The 19,263-nt window shown below is 52.1% G+C and carries 16 protein-coding genes and 1 pseudogene; 8 read left to right on the forward strand and 9 right to left on the reverse strand.

Going from position 1 to position 19,263, the window contains the following annotated elements; translation table 11 throughout:
• A complete protein-coding gene (gene mfd / locus MET42_RS0109595; RefSeq protein ID WP_019882721.1) occupies positions 1-3,393 on the reverse strand; it encodes a transcription-repair coupling factor in 3,393 nt (1,130 codons plus the stop codon).
• 150 nt (positions 3,394-3,543) lie between these two features.
• Between mfd and rpiA the strand changes: the two genes are divergently transcribed.
• Together rpiA and mltF are read left to right on the forward strand one after the other, a co-directional pair.
• Positions 3,544-4,218 (forward strand): ribose-5-phosphate isomerase RpiA, encoded by a 675-nt coding sequence (gene rpiA, locus MET42_RS0109600; protein ID WP_019882723.1) that lies wholly within the window; start codon positions 3,544-3,546, stop codon positions 4,216-4,218.
• A gap of 64 nt (positions 4,219-4,282) precedes the next feature.
• The gene (mltF, locus tag MET42_RS0109605; RefSeq protein WP_232411453.1) at positions 4,283-5,704 is read left to right on the forward strand and encodes a membrane-bound lytic murein transglycosylase MltF; all 1,422 of its coding nucleotides are present in this window, start codon (positions 4,283-4,285) and stop codon (positions 5,702-5,704) included.
• Positions 5,705-5,719: 15 nt separating this feature from the next.
• Here the strand turns inward: mltF and serS are convergent, their stop codons facing one another.
• From serS to MET42_RS0109635, 5 genes and pseudogenes are all read right to left on the reverse strand, one after another.
• Positions 5,720-6,994, reverse strand: a complete 1,275-nt coding sequence (gene serS / locus MET42_RS0109610) for a serine--tRNA ligase (RefSeq protein ID WP_019882725.1) — start codon at positions 6,992-6,994, stop codon at positions 5,720-5,722.
• A gap of 38 nt (positions 6,995-7,032) precedes the next feature.
• Positions 7,033-7,395: pseudogene (locus MET42_RS14945) on the reverse strand (GxxExxY protein).
• Between the two features lie 40 nt (positions 7,396-7,435).
• Positions 7,436-8,746 (reverse strand): replication-associated recombination protein A, encoded by a 1,311-nt coding sequence (locus MET42_RS0109625; protein ID WP_019882728.1) that lies wholly within the window; start codon positions 8,744-8,746, stop codon positions 7,436-7,438.
• Between the two features lie 23 nt (positions 8,747-8,769).
• Positions 8,770-9,393: an outer membrane lipoprotein chaperone LolA gene (gene lolA, locus MET42_RS0109630; RefSeq protein WP_019882729.1), complete on the reverse strand. Its 624-nt coding sequence runs from the start codon at positions 9,391-9,393 to the stop codon at positions 8,770-8,772.
• On the reverse strand, positions 9,386-11,698 hold the full coding sequence (locus MET42_RS0109635; RefSeq protein ID WP_019882730.1) for a DNA translocase FtsK: 2,313 nt from the start codon (positions 11,696-11,698) through the stop codon (positions 9,386-9,388). The genes lolA and MET42_RS0109635 overlap by 8 nt, the downstream gene beginning before the upstream one ends.
• 122 nt (positions 11,699-11,820) lie before the next feature.
• On the opposite strand from MET42_RS0109635, the gene MET42_RS0109640 reads away from it, so the two are divergent.
• From MET42_RS0109640 to MET42_RS0109650, 3 genes are all read left to right on the forward strand, one after another.
• Entirely contained in the window at positions 11,821-12,282 is a 462-nt protein-coding gene (locus tag MET42_RS0109640) for a Dps family protein (RefSeq protein ID WP_019882731.1), read from the forward strand.
• A gap of 108 nt (positions 12,283-12,390) precedes the next feature.
• Positions 12,391-13,341 carry a thioredoxin-disulfide reductase gene (gene trxB / locus MET42_RS0109645; protein WP_019882732.1) on the forward strand — a complete coding sequence of 317 codons (951 nt, stop codon included), beginning with the start codon at positions 12,391-12,393 and terminating at the stop codon, positions 13,339-13,341.
• A 73-nt stretch (positions 13,342-13,414) separates the two neighbouring features.
• Complete coding sequence (locus MET42_RS0109650) at positions 13,415-13,960, forward strand: Smr/MutS family protein (protein ID WP_019882734.1); 546 nt, start codon at positions 13,415-13,417, stop codon at positions 13,958-13,960.
• Between the two features lie 44 nt (positions 13,961-14,004).
• Here MET42_RS0109650 and MET42_RS0109655 read toward each other — a convergent pair whose 3' ends face one another.
• Positions 14,005-14,598, reverse strand: coding sequence for a glycine zipper 2TM domain-containing protein (locus tag MET42_RS0109655; protein WP_019882735.1), 594 nt, complete (start codon positions 14,596-14,598; stop codon positions 14,005-14,007).
• Between the two features lie 125 nt (positions 14,599-14,723).
• Positions 14,724-15,389: a Crp/Fnr family transcriptional regulator gene (locus MET42_RS0109660; protein WP_019882736.1), complete on the reverse strand. Its 666-nt coding sequence runs from the start codon at positions 15,387-15,389 to the stop codon at positions 14,724-14,726.
• 217 nt (positions 15,390-15,606) lie between these two features.
• On the opposite strand from MET42_RS0109660, the gene MET42_RS0109665 reads away from it, so the two are divergent.
• Genes MET42_RS0109665 through MET42_RS0109675 form a run of 3 tightly spaced genes read left to right on the forward strand, consistent with a single transcriptional unit; the run spans position 15,607 to position 17,669 of the window.
• Complete coding sequence (locus MET42_RS0109665) at positions 15,607-15,954, forward strand: helix-turn-helix transcriptional regulator (RefSeq protein WP_019882737.1); 348 nt, start codon at positions 15,607-15,609, stop codon at positions 15,952-15,954.
• A gap of 9 nt (positions 15,955-15,963) precedes the next feature.
• Positions 15,964-16,395 (forward strand): TIGR01244 family sulfur transferase, encoded by a 432-nt coding sequence (locus tag MET42_RS0109670; RefSeq protein WP_019882738.1) that lies wholly within the window; start codon positions 15,964-15,966, stop codon positions 16,393-16,395.
• A gap of 47 nt (positions 16,396-16,442) precedes the next feature.
• Positions 16,443-17,669 carry an FAD/NAD(P)-binding oxidoreductase gene (locus MET42_RS0109675; protein WP_019882739.1) on the forward strand — a complete coding sequence of 409 codons (1,227 nt, stop codon included), beginning with the start codon at positions 16,443-16,445 and terminating at the stop codon, positions 17,667-17,669.
• 13 nt (positions 17,670-17,682) lie between these two features.
• Here MET42_RS0109675 and MET42_RS0109680 read toward each other — a convergent pair whose 3' ends face one another.
• The gene (locus MET42_RS0109680; protein WP_019882740.1) at positions 17,683-19,146 is read right to left on the reverse strand and encodes a leucyl aminopeptidase family protein; all 1,464 of its coding nucleotides are present in this window, start codon (positions 19,144-19,146) and stop codon (positions 17,683-17,685) included.
• Between the last annotated feature and the right edge of the window lie 117 nt (positions 19,147-19,263).

The raw sequence follows: 19,263 nt of genomic DNA on the forward strand, positions 1-19,263 counted from the left end.
TTAATTAAACTGGCTCAACAACTCTTTCACCATTGTCATTTTGTGCGCCAGATTGCCAATGTGCACCGTCATCCGTAATTTATCAGGCCCGTTCATGCGGCAGCGTTTGTCGCGCTGTAACAGGCTGATCAACTTCATAGGATCCAGGTCGGCCTTCACATTAAACTGTAATTGAATCGCCGTATCTGAAGCGTCGACTTTAATGATGCCCAGCGGCTTGGCTGCAATACGCAGGCGGTGGCAGGCGATCAATGCTTCACCAGACTCTGGCAGCAGGCCAAAGCGGTCTATCAGCTCTTCCTGCATGGCGTCGAGTGCGTCATCATCTTCACAATTGGCTAAGCGTTTATAAATCACCAGCCGCTCATGCACGTCGGGGCAGTAATTATTCGGCAACAGCGCGGGCGTATGCAGGTTGATTTCCGTGGTCACGCCTAATGGTGCATCCAGGTCTGGCTCTTTACCAGCCTTGAGCTGCTTAACGGCGTGGTTGAGCATATCCGAATACAGATTAAAACCAATCTCTTGCATCTCACCGCTCTGGCTATCGCCCAACAGCTCACCTGCGCCGCGAATTTCAAGGTCATGCATGGCCAGGTGGAAGCCAGCACCCAGATCTTCCAGCAACTGGATCGCATCCAGGCGCTTTTGCGCTTGTGGCGTAATATTGCGGTCCGGGTCAGTCAGTAAATAGGTATACGCCTGATGGTGGCTGCGGCCCACACGGCCACGTAGCTGGTGCAATTGCGCCAGGCCGAACATATCAGCTTTGTTGATAATCATGGTGTTGGCGGTGGGTACGTCAATCCCGGTTTCGACAATGGTGGTACACAGCAGCAGGTTGGCGCGCTGCTGGTAAAAATCGCGCATGACATGTTCGAGCTCGCGCTCACGCAACTGGCCGTGACCGATCGCGATGCGGGCTTCGGGGACAATTTTCTCCAGTTTTTCCTTCATCACGTAGATGGTATCCACCTCGTTATGCAGGAAATATACCTGGCCACCACGCTTGAATTCACGCATCACCGCTTCGCGGATAATGCCATCGGAGTATGGCGTGTGGAAAGTTTTAATCGCCAGACGTTTTTGCGGTGGTGTTGAAATCACCGAAAATTCACGTAAGCCCTCCATCGCCATACTCAGGGTGCGCGGAATAGGTGTGGCAGTCAGCGTCAGCACATCAACCTCGGCACGTAGCGCTTTCATCTGTTCTTTCTGGCGTACGCCAAAACGGTGTTCTTCATCCAAAATGGCCAGGCCCAGGTTTTTGAACTGTACGTCTTTCTGGATCAACCGGTGGGTACCAATGATGATATCAATGCTGCCATCAGCCAGGCCTTTGAGGGCCTCGGCCTGTTCTTTGGCAGTACGGAAACGTGAGATCTCGGCAATCTTGATCGGCCATTCGGCAAAGCGGTCACAGAAGTTCTGGTAATGCTGCTCGGCCAACAGCGTGGTTGGCACTAACACCGCCACCTGGCGGCCACCCATGACAGCGACAAACGCGGCACGTAACGCCACTTCGGTCTTACCGAAGCCCACATCGCCGCAGACCAGCCTATCCATGGGGCGGCCAGACTGCATGTCTTTGATAACGTTTTCAATGGCCTCCAGCTGGTCTGGCGTTTCTTCAAACGGGAAACCTTCGCAGAAAGCTTCGTAATCATGCAGACTCAACGTAAAAGCATGGCCGCGGCGTGACGCACGCTGGGCGTAAAGATTCAGTAATTCTGCGGCCGTATCGCGGATTTGCTTGAGCGCTTTTTTCTTGGCTTTATCCCATTGACCGCTGCCCAAGCGATGCAATGGCGCGCTCTCTGGCGGGCCGCCGGAGTAGCGTGAAATCAGGAATAATTGCGACACTGGCACATACAATTTGTCATCGCCAAAGTATTCAATCAGCAATAACTCGGTTTCGCCTTCACCAAAATCGATATTGACCAGGCCTTTATAACGCCCTACCCCGTGCTGCTCATGCACCACCGGGTCGTCCAGCCGCAGCTCGGACAAGTCTTTAAGCATACCCTCGGCATTGCGTGCTTTTTCCTGGTTGCGGCGGCGCTGCTGACGCACCGTGCTGGCATATAACTCAGCTTCAGTAATCACCGCCAACTCGCCATCAACCAGGCCTTGATGCAGTGGCGCCACACCTAGCATCACCGGAAAGTTAGACTGTGCAAATCCGGCCCAGTCTTCAGCCAATGAGAAAGTCAGGCCGTGTTCTGCGAATAACTGGGCAATGGTTTCGCGACGGCCCAAGCTCTCAGCCGCGATCAACACACGTCCACCAAACTGGCTGATAAAGCCCTGCAACTTATGTAAGGGCTGCTCTGCACGACGGTCGACATCGACAGCAGGCAAACTCTTCTTAATATCCAGTTGCTGATTCACCAGAGCAAATGCATGCGTTTGCTTGAAAAACTCATCGGCTTTTTGCAGCAGGCTTTCCGGCCGCATAATCGGTTTTTCGGGGTCATATGCCATCAGCTTGTAGCGGCTATTGGCATCTGTCCAAAAGGTTTGCGCGGCTTTATCAAGGTCACCATGCAGGCACAACACGGTTTGTGCAGGCAGGTAATCGAACAAGGTAGCCGTTTGTTCAAAGAACAAAGGCAGATACCACTCTACACCGCCACTAGGCGTGCCTTTGCTGACATCCTTATAGATTTTTGCACGTTGAGGATCGCCCTCAAAATACTCGCGGAACTGGCTGCGGAAGCGTGTGATCGCCGCTTCATCCATGGGAAATTCGCGCGCTGGCAGCATACGGATCTCAGGGACTGGATACACGCTGCGTTGGGTATCGATATCAAATGTACGTATGGTTTCGATTTCATCGTCGAACAGGTCTATACGGTACGGGAACGCGCTGCCCATGGGATACAAATCAACCAGGCCACCGCGTACGCTAAATTCGCCTGGCCCCATCACCTGGCTCACGTGGTGATAACCCGCTTGCGCGCACTGGTTGCGCAAAGCATCCACATCCAGCTTCTGGCCTTTTTTGAGCATAAAAGTATGCGCCGCCAGGTAAGCCACCGGCGGCAACCTGAGCAACGCCGTCGCCATCGGCACGATCACGATATTGCTTTGGTTCTGGCTCAGTTGGTAGAGCGTCGCCAGACGTTCAGAGGTCAAGTCCGGGTGGGGCGAAAACACATCGTAAGGCAGTGTTTCCCAGTCCGGCAGTAAATGTACCTGAATGTCTTTGCCAAAAAATGGAATCTCGTCCATCAGGCGTTGCGCTTCAAACGCACTCGCGGTGAGCACCACCAACGGTGTATTTGTTGCTTTTAAACCACAGGCCAGTTCGGCCAATGCCCGGCTATCCAGGCCCTGACTTTGAAAAGAAAAACGCTGCGGATGCCCGATAACGGGGAGTGAAACTGCCATAAAAAGTTAGAATCTTATTGCTCAGGTTAGACGAGTATTTCTTGGCGAATCTGCCGAGTTTGCTATTATAACTGCAAGCGTCCACAGACAGTGACTGAATGAAACGCAAGACGCCCGAGCGATTAAAGAGACCAGCACGGAGAACAATATATGAACGACAAACAAGCCGTCGCGCTGGAAGCCGCCAGCTACGTTAAAAATGACATGATCGTAGGCCTGGGCACAGGATCCACAGCCAATTACTTTATCGACGCACTGGCCGAGCGCCAGCGCACCGAGAACTTACGCATCACCACCGTTGCCAGTTCCAATATCAGCATGATCAAGGCGCAATCCGCCGGACTCACCGTGCTGAGCTTATCGCAACTCAGCCAGATCGACCTGTATGTGGATGGTGCAGACGAAATCACACCAGACAATGCTTTACTCAAAGGCCGTGGCTATGACCTGGTGATGGAAAAGCTGCTGGCCAAGGCAGCCAAACAATTCATTGTGGTTGCAGATAAAAGCAAACTGGTTAGCCGTATTGGTGAAAACTTTGCGATCCCGATTGAAGTGATGCCTTTTGCCTGGCAGGCGGCCAAACGCAGCCTGGAAGCGATTGGCGGCGTCGGTGAGCTGCGCCAGAATGTGGCCAAAGACGGTTTATCTATCACCAGTTACGGCAGCCTGGTGCTCGACATGCGCTTTGATGCCAGCCTGGATGCCGATCGCTTGAATGCCTTGATTAACAATATCCCCGGCGTCATTGAACACGGCATTTTTGCCAAACTGGCAAGCACCATCCTGATTGCGGACCAAGGGCAGATTGAGACTCGCGTTTAAGCGCCACTCAGGTCTTATGCAGTTCTGTTCAGGCAAGTTAATATGGTCAGTGTGGTTGAAAACCATGCTGATCACGCTATGTGTCACCTTGCTCGCCTGTAGTGACAACAGTAGCCAAAAACACCTGGCACAAACCAAACCCAAGCCAGATCCGTATACCATCCGCTTTGTCACCATCAACAGCCCCAGTACTTACTTTATCGACAGCCAGAATAATTATGCCGGCCTGGAATATGACCTCGCCAAACGCTTTGTCGAATTTCTAGGCCCGCCCTACAAACTCGAATTCATTGTGGTCGACAGTTTTGCCAAAGTGTTCCCAACACTACTGAGGGGCGATGCTGACATTGCTGCGGCTGACATCAGCATCACACCTGCACGCAAGCGCCAGGTCTTGTTTGGCCCATCCTTTAACCAGGTGCAGGCCATGGTGGTGTATAACCGGGACAAAAACAGCGAACCCAATAACGCCGATGCCTTATTTGAAAAGCGCATTGTGCTGCCTAAAAGCACCAGCTTTGTTGAGCGCATGCGTGAGTTGCAATCAAAAGCACCGACACTCACCTGGAAAGAAACGGACAAGCTCAGTTCTGAGCAACTGATCGAAGCCGTGGCACGTAATGAGATCGACTTTACGGTAGCAGACAATCACCTCATCGCCATCATGCAATATAACTACCCGCAACTGGATGCGGGCATGATGCTGGGCCAGGCCGATAAAATTGGCTGGGCGCTCAACAAGTTACATGGTGAAGAACGACTGAAACAAGTACAGGCCTTTTTCAAGAAAATCGAAAAAGATGGCACGTTGCGTAACCTGCTGGACCGTTATCACGGCCACACCAAACGCTTGAAGCCTGTGGATGTCACCGCGTTTTTAAGCAAATCACAAACGCTGCTGCCCAGGTATGTGCGTTTATTTAAAGGCGCACAGGAGATCACTGACATAGACTGGCGCTTGCTGGCGGCATTAAGCTATCAGGAATCGCACTGGGACAATTACAGCACCTCGCCAACCAATGTGCGCGGTTTGATGATGCTGACCGAGCAAACCTCCAACATGATGAATGTCACTGACCGGCTGGACCCTAAGCAAAGTGTGATGGCCGGCGCCAAATTCCTGTTATGGATGAAAGACCGCATTCCGTCACGCATCCCCGAGCCTGATCGCACCTTTATGACGCTGGCCGCCTACAATAATGGTGTTGGCCACCTGGAAGACGCGCGGATTATCGCGCAGAAACTAGGATTGAACCCTGACAGCTGGGCAGACGTGAAACGCGGCTACCAACTACTGAATGACCCGGCTTACTACGTCAACGCCAGGCATGGCTACTGTAGCTGTGGCGCGCCTGTGATTTACACCGAGCTGGTGAGAAGCTATTACCAGATCATGCAGAAATACTTCCCGATTTATGACCCCGGCGTAGATCCCTACAAGATTGCAGACATAAAAATGCCCTGGTTATTAGCCAAGGCATCTTAAACACCGCGATTAAGCTTACACGCTGAGCAAGGTCTTGCCACCCATATAAGGCTGCAAAGCTTTAGGAATCGTCACACTGCCATCAGCATTCTGGTTATTTTCCAGCACTGCCACCAGCGTACGCCCCACCGCCAAACCAGACCCGTTCAGCGTATGCAACAACTCTGGTTTACCATTAGCATTGCGGAAACGTGCCTGTAAACGGCGCGCCTGGAACGCTTCGCAATTAGACACAGAGGAAATCTCACGGTAGGTATTCTGTGCAGGTAACCAGACTTCGAGATCATAAGTTTTAGCCGCGCCAAAGCCCATATCGCCAGTACATAATGAAACGACGCGGTAAGGCAATTCCAGTGCCTGCAAGATGGCTTCCGCATGGCCAACCATTTCTTCCAGCGCCTGATAGCTGGTATCAGGATGCACAATCTGCACCATTTCAACCTTATCAAACTGGTGCTGGCGAATCATGCCCTTGGTATCACGGCCATAAGAACCCGCCTCTGAGCGGAAGCAAGGCGTATGTGCAGTGAGTTTAATCGGCAAACTATCCGCCGCCACAATCTCGTCGCGCACGGTATTGGTCAGCGTGACTTCTGAAGTCGGGATCAGGTACAGCTTGCTGTCATTATGCGGCGTTGCAAACAGGTCTTCTTCAAACTTGGGCAATTGGCCAGTGCCAACCAAAGTTTCGCGGTTAACCATATAAGGCGTATAGCACTCGGTATAGCCATGCTTGTCGGTTTGCGTATCCAGCATAAACTGGGCAATCGCACGGTGCAGTTTGGCGATCTGGCCTTTCATCAGCGTAAAACGCGCACCTGACAATTTGGCACCAGTATCAAAATCCAGCCCTAAAGGCGCACCCACGTCAGCATGGTCTTTGACTTCAAAGTCAAAGCTGCGTGGTGTGCCCCAGCGACGTGCTTCCACGTTTTGGCTTTCATCCTGGCCTACAGGCACGCTGTCATGCGGCAAATTAGGTACATTCAGCATCAATGCCTGCATGCTAGCCTGAATCTCGCTCAACTGCGCTTCTGCCGCTTTTAGCTCGTCGCCCAAACCAGCCACCTCGGCCAAAATCGCACTGGCATCCTCACCTTTGGACTTAGCAATGCCAATTTGCTTGGAAGCAGTATTGCGTTTGGCTTGCAGATTCTCGGTATGGGTCTGAATGGTTTTACGTTGTGCTTCCAGTGCGGTGAACTCCGCTGCCGGAAAAGCAAACTTGCGTGCCGCCAAGCGGGCGACCACATTGTCCAAATCATTTCTCAGTTGTTGTATGTCTAACATAAGTTCTTTCTTTGTTTTAGCCACAGAGAACACAGAGTTCACAGAGAAACCCGTTTTACTCCATTGACCAATTTAGGCTCTGCAAAATTAATCAACAGGCCACGCTTGAGACCCGTTGATTTTAAATATGAAATCAATTGTGCTTGTGCAAACTCAGGCAGTTTCAATTGCGCTTTCAATTCGACAATTACTTCACCATGCACCAATAAATCAAGGCGCTGCCCTTATATCACTACACCTTTATACAATAGATCCACTGCAACCTGACGTCGGTATGCAATGCCACGCAAACCAAATTCATGGCAAAGGGCAGCTTCGTAAACACACTCCAGCAAACCTACTCCAAGCTCACGATGTACCTCAATCGCGGCCCCGATAATCTGACCAGTCAAATCATCCATAGTGGTTTTCTCTGTGAGCTCTGTGCCCTCTGTGGCCAAACTACTTCTTGGCTTTTCTATCCAGTTCTTTCAGGTGCTGCAATTTTTCGCCTATTTTACCTTCCAAACCACGTGGTGTGGGTTGGTAAAACGGCTGGGCTTCCAAATCATCTGGAAAGTAATGCTCGCCTGCCGCATAAGCGCCAGGCTCATTGTGCGCGTAACGATATTCTTTGCCGTAATCCAGCGCTTTCATCAGTTTGGTCGGCGCATTTCTCAGGTGTAGCGGCACCGGCCTGGATTTGTCTTGCGCCACAAAGGCCTTAGCCTGATTATAGGCCATATAGCCCGCGTTGCTTTTGGCGGCCACGGCCAGGTAAATCACCGCTTGCGCCAGCGCCAGCTCGCCTTCCGGACTGCCCAGGCGCTCAAATGTCAGCGCTGCGTCGTTCGCGATCTGCATGGCGCGTGGATCGGCCAGGCCGATATCTTCCCAAGCCATGCGGATAATGCGGCGCGCCAGGTACAAGGGCTCGGCACCTCCATCCAGCATACGCATCAACCAATAGAGCGCCGCGTCCGGGTTAGAGCCGCGCACGGATTTGTGCAATGCAGAAATCTGGTCGTAAAAGGCTTCGCCACCTTTGTCAAACCGGCGCAACTTGCTGGCCATGGTCGACTGCAAAAAGGACTCGTCTATGCTGTCAATCTTGGCCGAGACAGCCCCATTGAACAAGCCTTCGGCAAAGTTGAGCAAGCGCCTGGCATCGCCGTCAGCGTAAGCCAATACTTGCTCGGTGACAGTGTCATCCAATGTGACGTCTGGCGCCACCTTCAGCCGTGCGCGCTCCAGCAGTTCGGCTAGCTCTTCCTCAGTCAATGCATTCAGCACAAATACCTGAGCACGGCTCAGCAACGCACTGTTCACCTCAAATGAAGGGTTCTCGGTAGTTGCTCCAATAAACGTAATCAGGCCACTTTCAACATACGGTAAAAAAGCATCTTGCTGGCCTTTATTAAACCGGTGCACCTCATCGACAAACAAAATGGTGTTACGCCCGGTTTGTTGCAAGGTGTGCTCAGCACGCTCTACGGCTTCGCGGATATCTTTAATGCCCGACAACACAGCGGACAAAGGCACAAACTCAGCCTCTGCGGTTTGTGCAATCAGGCGTGCCAAGGTCGTTTTACCAACACCCGGTGGGCCCCATAAAATCATGGACGGCAATTTGCCAGACTCAAACGCACGGCGTAAAGGTTTACCTTCACCGAGCAAATGCGTTTGCCCGACAACTTCGTCCAGGGTTTTGGGGCGCAACTGCTCCGCAAGGGGCGCAGAAGCAGGCGTTTGTGGTTCAAACAGCGAGGACATGGATAGCTTTGATGCGCAGGCGATTACTCGCCCACCACATCTACCCCTTTGGGAATCGAGAACAGAAACTGGTTGGTATTCAGGCTTGGGTTGGCCTCAACATTGGAAAACACAATATGCGTGCTTTGCCCAAAAGCATCCACCAGGCGCATTTCGGCCAATTTGCTATGGTCAAACGAGATAATCACCACCTGAAAACCGCTGTCTTTCTGCTTGGGTTTAGCCTGCACGCGCTGCAGCCCTTCAAAGTCGAGCAAACGCGAGAGGCGGAAGCTTTCTTCCACATTTGGCCCACCTGCCAACAATGCGGCCGGACTGGTACCCAGCACTTTATCCACCGTGCGCACCGTGACTTGTTGCAAATCAACATCGAACAAAAACACCTGACGGCCATCGCTAATAATTTGCTGCTCGTAAGGCTTTTGATAATCCCAGCGAAACTTGTTCGGGCGCTGCAACAACATGGTGCCGTTGACCTCTTGCAATTTGCGCCCTTTTTGGTCAAACACCGTTTGCTTGAAGTTAGCACGCATGGCTTGTGTGCTTTGATAAAACTGTTTTAAATCATCGACGCCATCGGCCAATGCTGCTGACATCACACACCAGCCGCTCAATACGATCAGCGCTTTGATCAATTTTTTATTCATGGTCCCCTCCAGCTTTTACCAGTACTTCACGGTTGCCATTACTTTGCATGGCAGAGACCAGTCCGGCACGTTCCATATCCTCAATTAACCTCGCAGCACGGTTGTAACCGATGCGCAGTTGGCGTTGCACCGATGAAATTGAAGCACGGCGTGTCTTCAACACAATGGCCACCGCTTCATCATACAACGGGTCTTTTTCACCGCCAGCATCACTGCCACCCGGCAAGGCATCCATATCGCCGCCCTCAGTCTCATTGGTGAGAATGCCTTCGATGTAGTTTGGTTCGCCTTGTGCCTTGAGGAAATTGACCACATTATGCACTTCGCCATCACTGACAAACGCGCCATGAATACGTTGCGGATAACCGCTGCCTGGCGGCAGGTAAAGCATATCGCCCTGCCCCAGCAAAGTTTCTGCGCCCATCTGATCCAGGATGGTGCGCGAGTCAATCTTACTCGACACCTGGAACGCCACGCGTGTCGGCACGTTCGCTTTAATCAAGCCAGTAATCACGTCTACCGATGGCCGCTGTGTCGCAAGCACCAGGTGGATGCCTGAAGCACGCGCTTTTTGCGCCAGTCGTGCAATCAGTTCTTCCACTTTTTTGCCCACCACCATCATCAGGTCGGCCAATTCGTCGATCATCACCACGATCAATGGCATTTCTTCCAATGGCTCCGGTTCATCCGGCGTTAAGCTGAACGGGTGCGGAATCGAGACGCCCTGCTTTTTCGCTTCCTGTATCTTCTGGTTATACCCGGCCAGGTTACGCACACCCAGCGTAGACATCAGTTTGTAACGACGCTCCATCTCTGCCACGCACCAGTTCAATGCGTTAGCGGCCTGGCGCATATCAGTCACCACCGGCGCCAGCAGATGCGGGATACCTTCATAGACTGAAAGCTCTAGCATTTTCGGATCGATCAGGATCATGCGCACGCGACTGGCTTCTGACTTATACAACAAGCTTAAAATGAGGGCGTTAATCGCCACCGACTTACCGGAACCGGTGGTACCTGCCACCAGCACATGCGGCATTTTCGCCAGGTCGGCCACAATCGGCTTGCCAGCAATATCTTTACCCATGGCAATTGCCAGCGGTGAGCTCTGGTCGGCATAAGCCTGACTACCCATGATTTCAGACAGCGACACAATCTGGCGTTTAGGGTTAGGAATCTCCAGGCCCATAAAGCTTTTACCTGGGATGGTTTCGACCACGCGCACACTGATCACAGACAGCGCCCGCGCCAGGTCTTTGGCCAGGTTGGTGATCTGGCTACCCTTCACGCCGGGGGCCGGGTCCAGCTCATAGCGTGTAATCACCGGGCCAGGTTGTGCCGTGACCACTTTGACTTCAATGCCAAAGTCCATCAGCTTGCGCTCGATCAGGCGCGAGGTGAAATCCAGTGTTTCGGCAGATTGCAACTCAACCGACTGGTTAGGCGCATCCAGCAAATGCAGTGGCGGCAAGCCTTCCTGCTCAATCGCGGCAAACAACACAGCCTGCTTTTCTTTGACCACGCGCTCGCTGGGCTCTATAACCACTTCTGGCACCGTAATCTCGACCGGCTTTCGGTCTTCAACCCGCTTGCGCTCGGCTTCGACAAACTCTTCTCGTGCCTGCAATGCCTGGCGACCCACTTTACGGTCCTGACTATCCTGGTATTTGAGCAGGCTCCACTGGTAAAACTGGATCACCCACTCGCCCAATTGCTCGCTCATGGCAATCAGTGACCAGCTGGTAAACAGGCTGAACGAGATGGCAAACAACACCAGCAACAGCATGGTCGAGCCAGCAAATCCAAACATGTTGCGTAGCAGATGATCAATGCCACTACCAATCACGCCACCTTGCTTAAGCGGAAAATCGGCCGGAAAACTCACCAGGTGACCGGACTCAAGCGCCGCTGACGCCAGTAGCATCAAGGCAAAGCCGACGCCATTCAACCACCAGTCATGTTTTTCAACCGGGTCCAGATGCAAGCGCTGATACATGAGCCAGACCATGTAAAAGGCCAGCACCACAAACCACCACGATGAAAAACCAAATAAGGAGAGGAAAATATCTGACACCCAGGCGCCCACAGTCCCGCCCGCATTGTGGATGATGTCATGTTCGCCAATCGCATGTGTCCAGCCTGGATCTTCATGCGAATAAGTCGCTAAAATCACCGCCAGGAACACGCCCAATGCGGCCAGCGCAATCCATGACACCTCACGCAGCAGTTTGGCATCACGCAGCTGTTTCTCCGTCGAAACTTTTTCAAGACGGACGTTAGCAACTTTTTTCTTATTAAAAAACAATATGTTGTCTCTTTCTTTGCAAGAGTGAACTTAAATGATTATAGCAAAATCAAATTGCAGTCAGGGAGACGAGGTTCTAAAATAAACAAATCACATCTATAAATCACACCCATGGAGAGCATATGGATATCGGAATTAACAATGAAAATCGCCAGGAAATCGCGCAGGGTTTGTCCAAACTGCTGGCTGACACCTACACTTTATATTTGAAAACGCACTATTTTCATTGGAACGTCACTGGACCAATGTTCAACACTTTGCATCTGATGTTTGAAACCCAGTACACCGAGCTGGCACTGGCGGTTGACCTGGTGGCGGAGCGTATTCGTTCATTGGGCGTGTATGCACCTGGCACCTATGCCCAGTTTGCCAAACTGACCTCGATTGAAGAAACCATTGATGTGCCTAAAGCCAACGACATGATCCGTGAACTGGTTGCTGGTCACGAAGCAGTCTGTCGCACGGCGCGCAGTGTATTCCCGGCAGCAGAAAAAGCCTCGGACGAAGCCACCGCTGACTTATTGACCCAACGCCTGCAACTGCATGAAAAAACAGCGTGGATGTTACGGAGCTTGCTTGAGTAAGGCGACTGAAACCTTTCTTTAAAGACATTAAGTGAGATGGGCATTTAAATCACAGATGCCCATCCCCATCTACATAAAAATAATTCACCAAACACTGGAAATCCCATCATGGCAACAAAACATGCCCGTTTAATGATTCTTGGCTCAGGCCCTGCTGGCTACACCGCAGCGGTCTATGCTGCTCGCGCAAACCTCAACCCGGTGTTGATTACCGGCCTGGCTCAAGGCGGCCAGCTGATGACGACTACTGAGGTCGATAACTGGCCTGCCGATGCCAATGGCGTCATGGGTCCGGAGTTGATGGCGCGTTTTCAACAGCATGCCGAGCGCTTTAATACCGAGATGATTTTTGACCATATCCACACCACGCACCTCAAAGAAAAACCGATCCGCCTGGTGGGTGATAACGGTGAGTACACCTGCGATGCCTTGATTATTGCTACGGGCGCGTCGGCCAAATACCTGGGCTTGCCAAGTGAAGAGGCCTTTGCCGGTAAAGGCGTATCTGCCTGCGCCACATGTGATGGCTTTTTCTACCGTAACCAGGAAGTCGCCGTGATTGGCGGCGGCAATACGGCCGTTGAAGAAGCCCTCTACCTGGCTAATATTGCCAGCAAGGTGACCCTGGTACACCGCCGCGACAAATTCAAGGCCGAAGCCATCCTGGTCGATAAACTGATGGACCGCGTCAAGGAAGGCAAGATCGTCCTCGAAACCTTCCACACGCTGGACGAAGTATTAGGCGACAACACCGGCGTGACTGGTATGCGCGTGAAAGATGTGAATGCTGGCACCACCAAAGATATTGCACTCAAAGGCGTGTTTATCGCCATTGGCCACCAGCCAAATACGCAGATTTTTGAAGGCCAGCTGGAGATGGAAGGCGGTTATATTGTGACGCAAACCGGCCGTCAGGGTAATTTTACTGCCACCAGCGTACCTGGCGTATTTGCCGCCGGTGATGTGCAAGACCATATTTACCGCCAGGCTGTCACCAGTGCCGGCACCGGTTGTATGGCCGCGCTGGATGCCGAGCGCTATTTGACCAGCCTGGAGTAAATCTAGCTGCTGAAATGAAGAAGCGCACCCCGGTGCGCTTTTTTATTTTTAAATTAAACATTAAAATCAAACCATGTCACACGAGTTGCCGGACAAAGACGAAGATGATCTGACACTGTTTCACGAAGCAGTCAAAGGCGCACGCCCAGTCAAAACCAATCGTATTTCGCATGCGCCCAAAAAACCGAAACCGATCCCGCGGCAACTGATTAAAGACGAACAACAAGCGCTGGTGGATTCGCTGAGCGACCACTATATTCCAGCCCACGAACTCGAAAGCGGCGAAGAGTTACTGTATTTGCGCGATGGCCAGTCACCCATGGTGCTGAGCAAACTGCGGCGTGGCCATTGGGTGGTGCAGGCACACATAGATTTGCATGGCCTGATCAGCGATGAAGCCAGGTTATATGTGTCTGAATTTATTGCTGATTGCAAAAAACGCGGCTTGCGCTGCGTGCGCATTGTGCATGGCAAAGGCCTGGGCTCGCGTAACAAAGAACCCGTGCTCAAACACAAATTGCGCAACTGGCTGATGCAAAAAGATGAAGTCATTGCCTATGCCCAGGCGCGCGCCAACGATGGCGGCAGCGGTGCCGTAATTGTGCTGCTCAAAGCATAAACGCGATGCCATGGCGGGCACCGCGCTTATTAACAGCCATGCATTTACCAATATTGGCGATGCTGGCGTGGGCCATGCCCCCTCATCGCGGCTGGACGATAGCCAGGGGCTGGCATAGGTTGAATCTGCACCACATTCGGTCTGACTAATACGGCCACATCCAACACCGGGCCTGGGTCACGGTCCATCATGGTTGAATATTGACGGCCCTGATATTCGTAATTCACCATATAGCCTGTGGTCACCGTTTGCCACTGGTCTACCATCACACATTGCTCAATCGGGCGCGTCACGATGCGTTCGTTACCATAGGTATTCTGGTTACCGACACGGTCACCCACAATCGCCCCCACACCTGCGCCTACCGCAGCGGCCGCAATACGGCCATTACCACGGCCAATAGTACTGCCTAACAAACCACCGGCGACACCACCGACAATCGCGCCCGTGTTAGATCGATTAGATTCATACACACTTTCACGCACATATTCGGTACGGCATTCCTGGCGTGGCTGGTTGATTTGTTGCACTTGCGGTGCGACCGACAACACTCTGGCCCGGTCAATATATTCGGCATCGGCAAATGCACTCTGGCTCGCCGCCATCATAACTACGCTGGATAAGATTAATTTACGCATCCTAGCTTTCCTCTCTTGAAGCACACTGCTTAATGCAGTTATGTTGTTAACGTGCATTCAATCATGAGAGATGACGAAGAGATGTATCGAAGCCGGGAGAATTTTGTATCTGGGCAGATACAGTGCTACTGGCCGCTGTTCGCCAGTTTCAGTAATTCGCCACGCTGCTGGATTTCAATCACACCGCGCCCCATGGTCAACCAGCCTTTTTGTTCCAGGCGCTTTAACTGGCGGCTGATCACCTCACGCGCCGTACCCAATTCATCGGCAATTTGCTGATGCGTGCGTTGAATCGTGTTATTACCCATATCCAGCAGCCATTTGGCCAGGCGTGCATCCAGCGTTTGAAAGGCGACCTCATCCAGCAACACGATCAGGTCGCTGATCAAGGCGCCATAATTTTGCATCACGTATTGCCTGAATACCGGTGAATCGATCATGAGTTTATGGAAAGTCGTATCCGGCACAATCACATCCTGAATTTCTTCTTCGACAATGGTCGAAGCCGGATACTGGCTATTGCCCAGCAAACAGGTCGTGGTGATGACGCAGGTTTCACCGGCGCCGACGCGGTACAACACAATCTCGCGGCCACTGGCTGACATTTTATAGACACGCGAGCGGCCTTTAAGCCGCAGCACATAGCCTCCACAGTGGTCGCCTTCGCGATAACCGATGGTGCCAATAGGCGCCTCCACAATGCGTGCATATTGCGTGAGCAGTTTCTTAGCCGTATCTTCCAGCGCTTCCAGTTCCGGAAACAAGCTGATCCATGAAAGTGATTGCATCATCCCGATAATCCCCAGTGTTTTTATTGTGATTGTGAAGACCGTCGCAGCGGCCCTCATTTTTAATTTGTGCGACAAACTTTACCATAGATTGATTTCAAATCATGCTCACGGTCAATCACTCAAGTGTTAAAGCGTACACAATCTGTGACAACAGGTTTATGATGGAATTTCAACGTATAAATGAAGTATAAAAATAAATGATGATTCTAGGGGTATTATGCAAACGTCGGATATTGCGGTGGATCTTTTTGACCAGTTAAGAGCATCGGCCGATCAGGCCAGCCAGTTAATGAAAGCAATGGCAAACACTGATCGGTTGTTGCTGTTATGTCAGTTATCACAAGGCGAGAAATCGGTCAGCGAGCTGGAAAACAACCTGAATTTAAGACAACCCAGCCTGTCGCAACAATTAACCGTACTGCGCGAGGCGCAACTGGTGAGCACCCGCCGTGAAGGCAAAAATGTGTTTTACAGCATAGGCAGCCCGGCGGCCCTGGCGGTGATTCAGGTATTACATCGCGAGTTTTGCCAAAAGACAGCAACCGCGCAACTAAAAAGCGCATAGGAAAGAAAGATGGACATCAAAACAATTGATCAACGCTACAGTGTGAGCGACCAGTTAACGGCAACAGACCTGGATGCACTGGCAGCCAACGGTATCAAGCTGGTTGTGAATTTTCGGCCAGATGGCGAAGGCGGCGATGCGCAGCCCCTCAGCGCGACACTTGCCGCAAAAGCAGCCTCACTGGGCATCGCCTACGCGGATATCCCGGTGTTACCCAACCAAATCAGGCCTGAGCATGTGCAGCAATTGCAGGCCCTGCTGAATATGCACCCAGGCCCTGTACTCGGGTTTTGCAGGACAGGTAACCGGGCCAGCCAGGTGTATCAACAAGCATTACATAACGGCCCGGCTTCTGCAGAAACGGCGGCCAAACCTGCCTGCTGCCAGTCTTCCGAACAAGCAGGCTTACTGCATAAAGTTAAAAGCTGGCTAAGCCCTTAACCTTACCAACGTCTTCATTATTAGAAAATTAGAAAAACTTTCATCTCATGCAAAAAACCAATTTCGACATTGTGATTATAGGCGGCGGCTCAGCCGGTTGTGCCATTGCAGCCAGCCTGAAAAAACGCGCACCGGCACTAAGCATTGCCATCATAGAGCCTTCGGAGCAGCACTATTACCAGCCAGCCTGGACCCTGGTCGGTGCCGGTGAATTTGACGCCCAGAAAACGGTACGCCCCATGGCATCTTGCATTCCGTCCGGGGTCACCTGGCTGCAGGCCGCAGTCACCAGCTTTCAGCCGGATCAACAGCAAGTCAGCACCGACAAGCTGGGCAACATTCAATATCAGCAACTGGTAGTCGCTGCGGGCCTTAAACTCAACTGGGCAGGGATCAAAGGCTTGCCAGAAACGCTGGGCCAGCATGGCGTGACCTCTAACTACCGTTTCGACCTGGCGCCTTACACCTGGCAGTTAGTGCAACAATTGCAATCCGGCAAAGCCTTGTTTACCCAGCCACCGATGCCAATCAAATGTGCGGGCGCACCACAAAAAGCCTTGTATCTTTCCTGTGCCGAGTGGCTGGGCAAGGGACGCCTGGGCAATATCAAAGCATCGTTCTACAGCAGTACGCCTGCGCTGTTTGGCGTCAAGGAATATGTAGAACCGCTGATGCAATATATCCGCCGCTATCAGGTAGATTTGCATTTGAACAGCACATTAGTCGAAGTGGATGGCCCGAGTAAAACAGCCTGGTTTAATGTGAAAGATGCCGACGGCAATATCAACCGTGTCAGCGAGTCGTTTGACCTATTGCATGTAGTACCGCCACAAGTTGCGCCAGACTTTATCAAGCAAAGCCCGTTAGCCAATGCCGATGGCTGGGTGGAAGTCGATCAACACAGCTTGCAGCATGTGCGTTACCCGGAGATTTTCGGCGTCGGTGATTGTACCAATACACCGAATGCAAAAACGGCTGCCGCTGCGCGCAAGCAAGTGGTGATTGCGGCCGAGAACTTGTTAGCTGCCCGCGCGGGCCTCGCCCTGCCTTCACGTTATGATGGTTATGGCTCCTGCCCACTCACCGTAGAAAAAGGCAAAATCATCCTGGCCGAGTTTGGTTATGGTGGCAAAATCGTGCCGACCTTTCCCTGGGACTCGACCAAGCCTCGCCGCAGTGCCTGGTGGCTAAAAAAATATATATTGCCTTCTCTGTACTGGCACCTGATGCTCAAAGGCCGTGAGTGGCTGGCACGTTGCAGCGCTTGTGGTTAGCTGGCTTGTGCGCTTAGCCTTTTTGGCTGGCCATAAATGTCTGCAACCATTGCAAGGTGAGCGCCACGCCAAAGCCGTTCACCTCGCTGGCCACAGCGCCCAAGCCCTCTTTGTGCGCATAAGACGATAAATCGACGTGGCACCAGTCCACGTCACCCTCGATAAACTTACCTAAAAAGCGGGCCGCCAGGATATGGTCAGCATCGCTATCCATGGTGCACTGCTTGATATCAGCGATGTCGCTATCGAGCTCGCTGTCATAGTCCTCAGCGTAAGGGAAAGCCACGACGCGCTCCCCGCTCACCGCACCTGCTTCCACCATCTGGTTTGCCAAGGCCTGGCGATTCGCCACAATGCCACTCATGCGAGAACCCAGCGCCGTTTGCATACTGCCGGTCAGTGTAGCGTAATCTACCATCACATCTGGTTTGTCACGACTAGCCAAGGTCAAGGTATCAGCCAGCACCATACGGCCTTCGGCATCGGTATGCACAATCTCGATGCTCATGCCATTCAGGGCGGTGATCACATCATTCTGCTTGTAAGCGTTGGGGCCAATATGGTTTTGTGCCAGAGCCAGCCAGCAATCCACATTGATAGGCAGCTGTTGCGCACTGATGGCCTGCAACACGCCCACCGCCACTGCGCTGCCATTCATATCCTGGTGCATGCCCTGCATATATTTGGCTGACTTTAAATTATGGCCGCCGGTATCAAAACAAATACCCTTCCCAACCAGTGCCAGCGTTTTTTCAGCTTGTGGATGGCGGTAAGACAGTTTGACGATGGCGGCATCTTGGGGCTCAGAGCCTTGTGCCACCGCGACAAATGCACCTGCGCCCAGTTGGCGCAGTGCCTCGGTGTCCCACTCGGCATATTGCCAGCCTTTTTCGCTGGCCATGGTTTGCAGGCATTGACGGTACAAGGCTGGCGTCAGCATATTGGGCGGCGTCATGGTCAGTGCGCGGCAAACGGTATTGCCAGCCACCAATGCCGTGACTTCATCAGTCCAGGCAATATCGGCGACACCAAACACGCCGATTTCACGCAGTTTCTGGCTGGCAGTTTTTTGTTTCAGCACGGGCAAGGCTTGTGCATTCACCAGGGTGACATAAGCTGCCAATCTGGCGAGTGAGGCCGCATGTTTCTTAGAAAGTATTGCCAGGGCAATACGTGCCGGATGCTCGCTGAGTAAAGGTTTGATGGCCGTACGCAACAATGTAGTCACGCCGAATGCGGATGCTGTAGCCTCCACTTGGCACAGGCTGACCAGTGTGCCATCGGCCAACTCCAGCGTGACTGGTTTGTCTTTTAAATCGGCTGCGGTGAGGCCAGCACGCTGCAATTTAAGCGCCAGCGCATCAGCAAATGGCAATGACGAAAAAAACTTTTCTTCAAACACGACCAATACATGCTTGGCATAAGCGGATAATAAGGTTGAACTGACTTCAGAAGTTTGGGACCACTCGATGCGCATATCTTTAGAAAACACTCTTATATAAAACATTAAATAAACGTAGCAAATACCTGTAGTTAGGCATGATTCATTCATGCAAAACTTGACCAAAAGCGCCAAAAAAGAGACACTTACAGT

The organism is Methylophilus sp. 42 (assembly GCF_000384155.1).
GTDB lineage: Bacteria > Pseudomonadota > Gammaproteobacteria > Burkholderiales > Methylophilaceae > Methylophilus.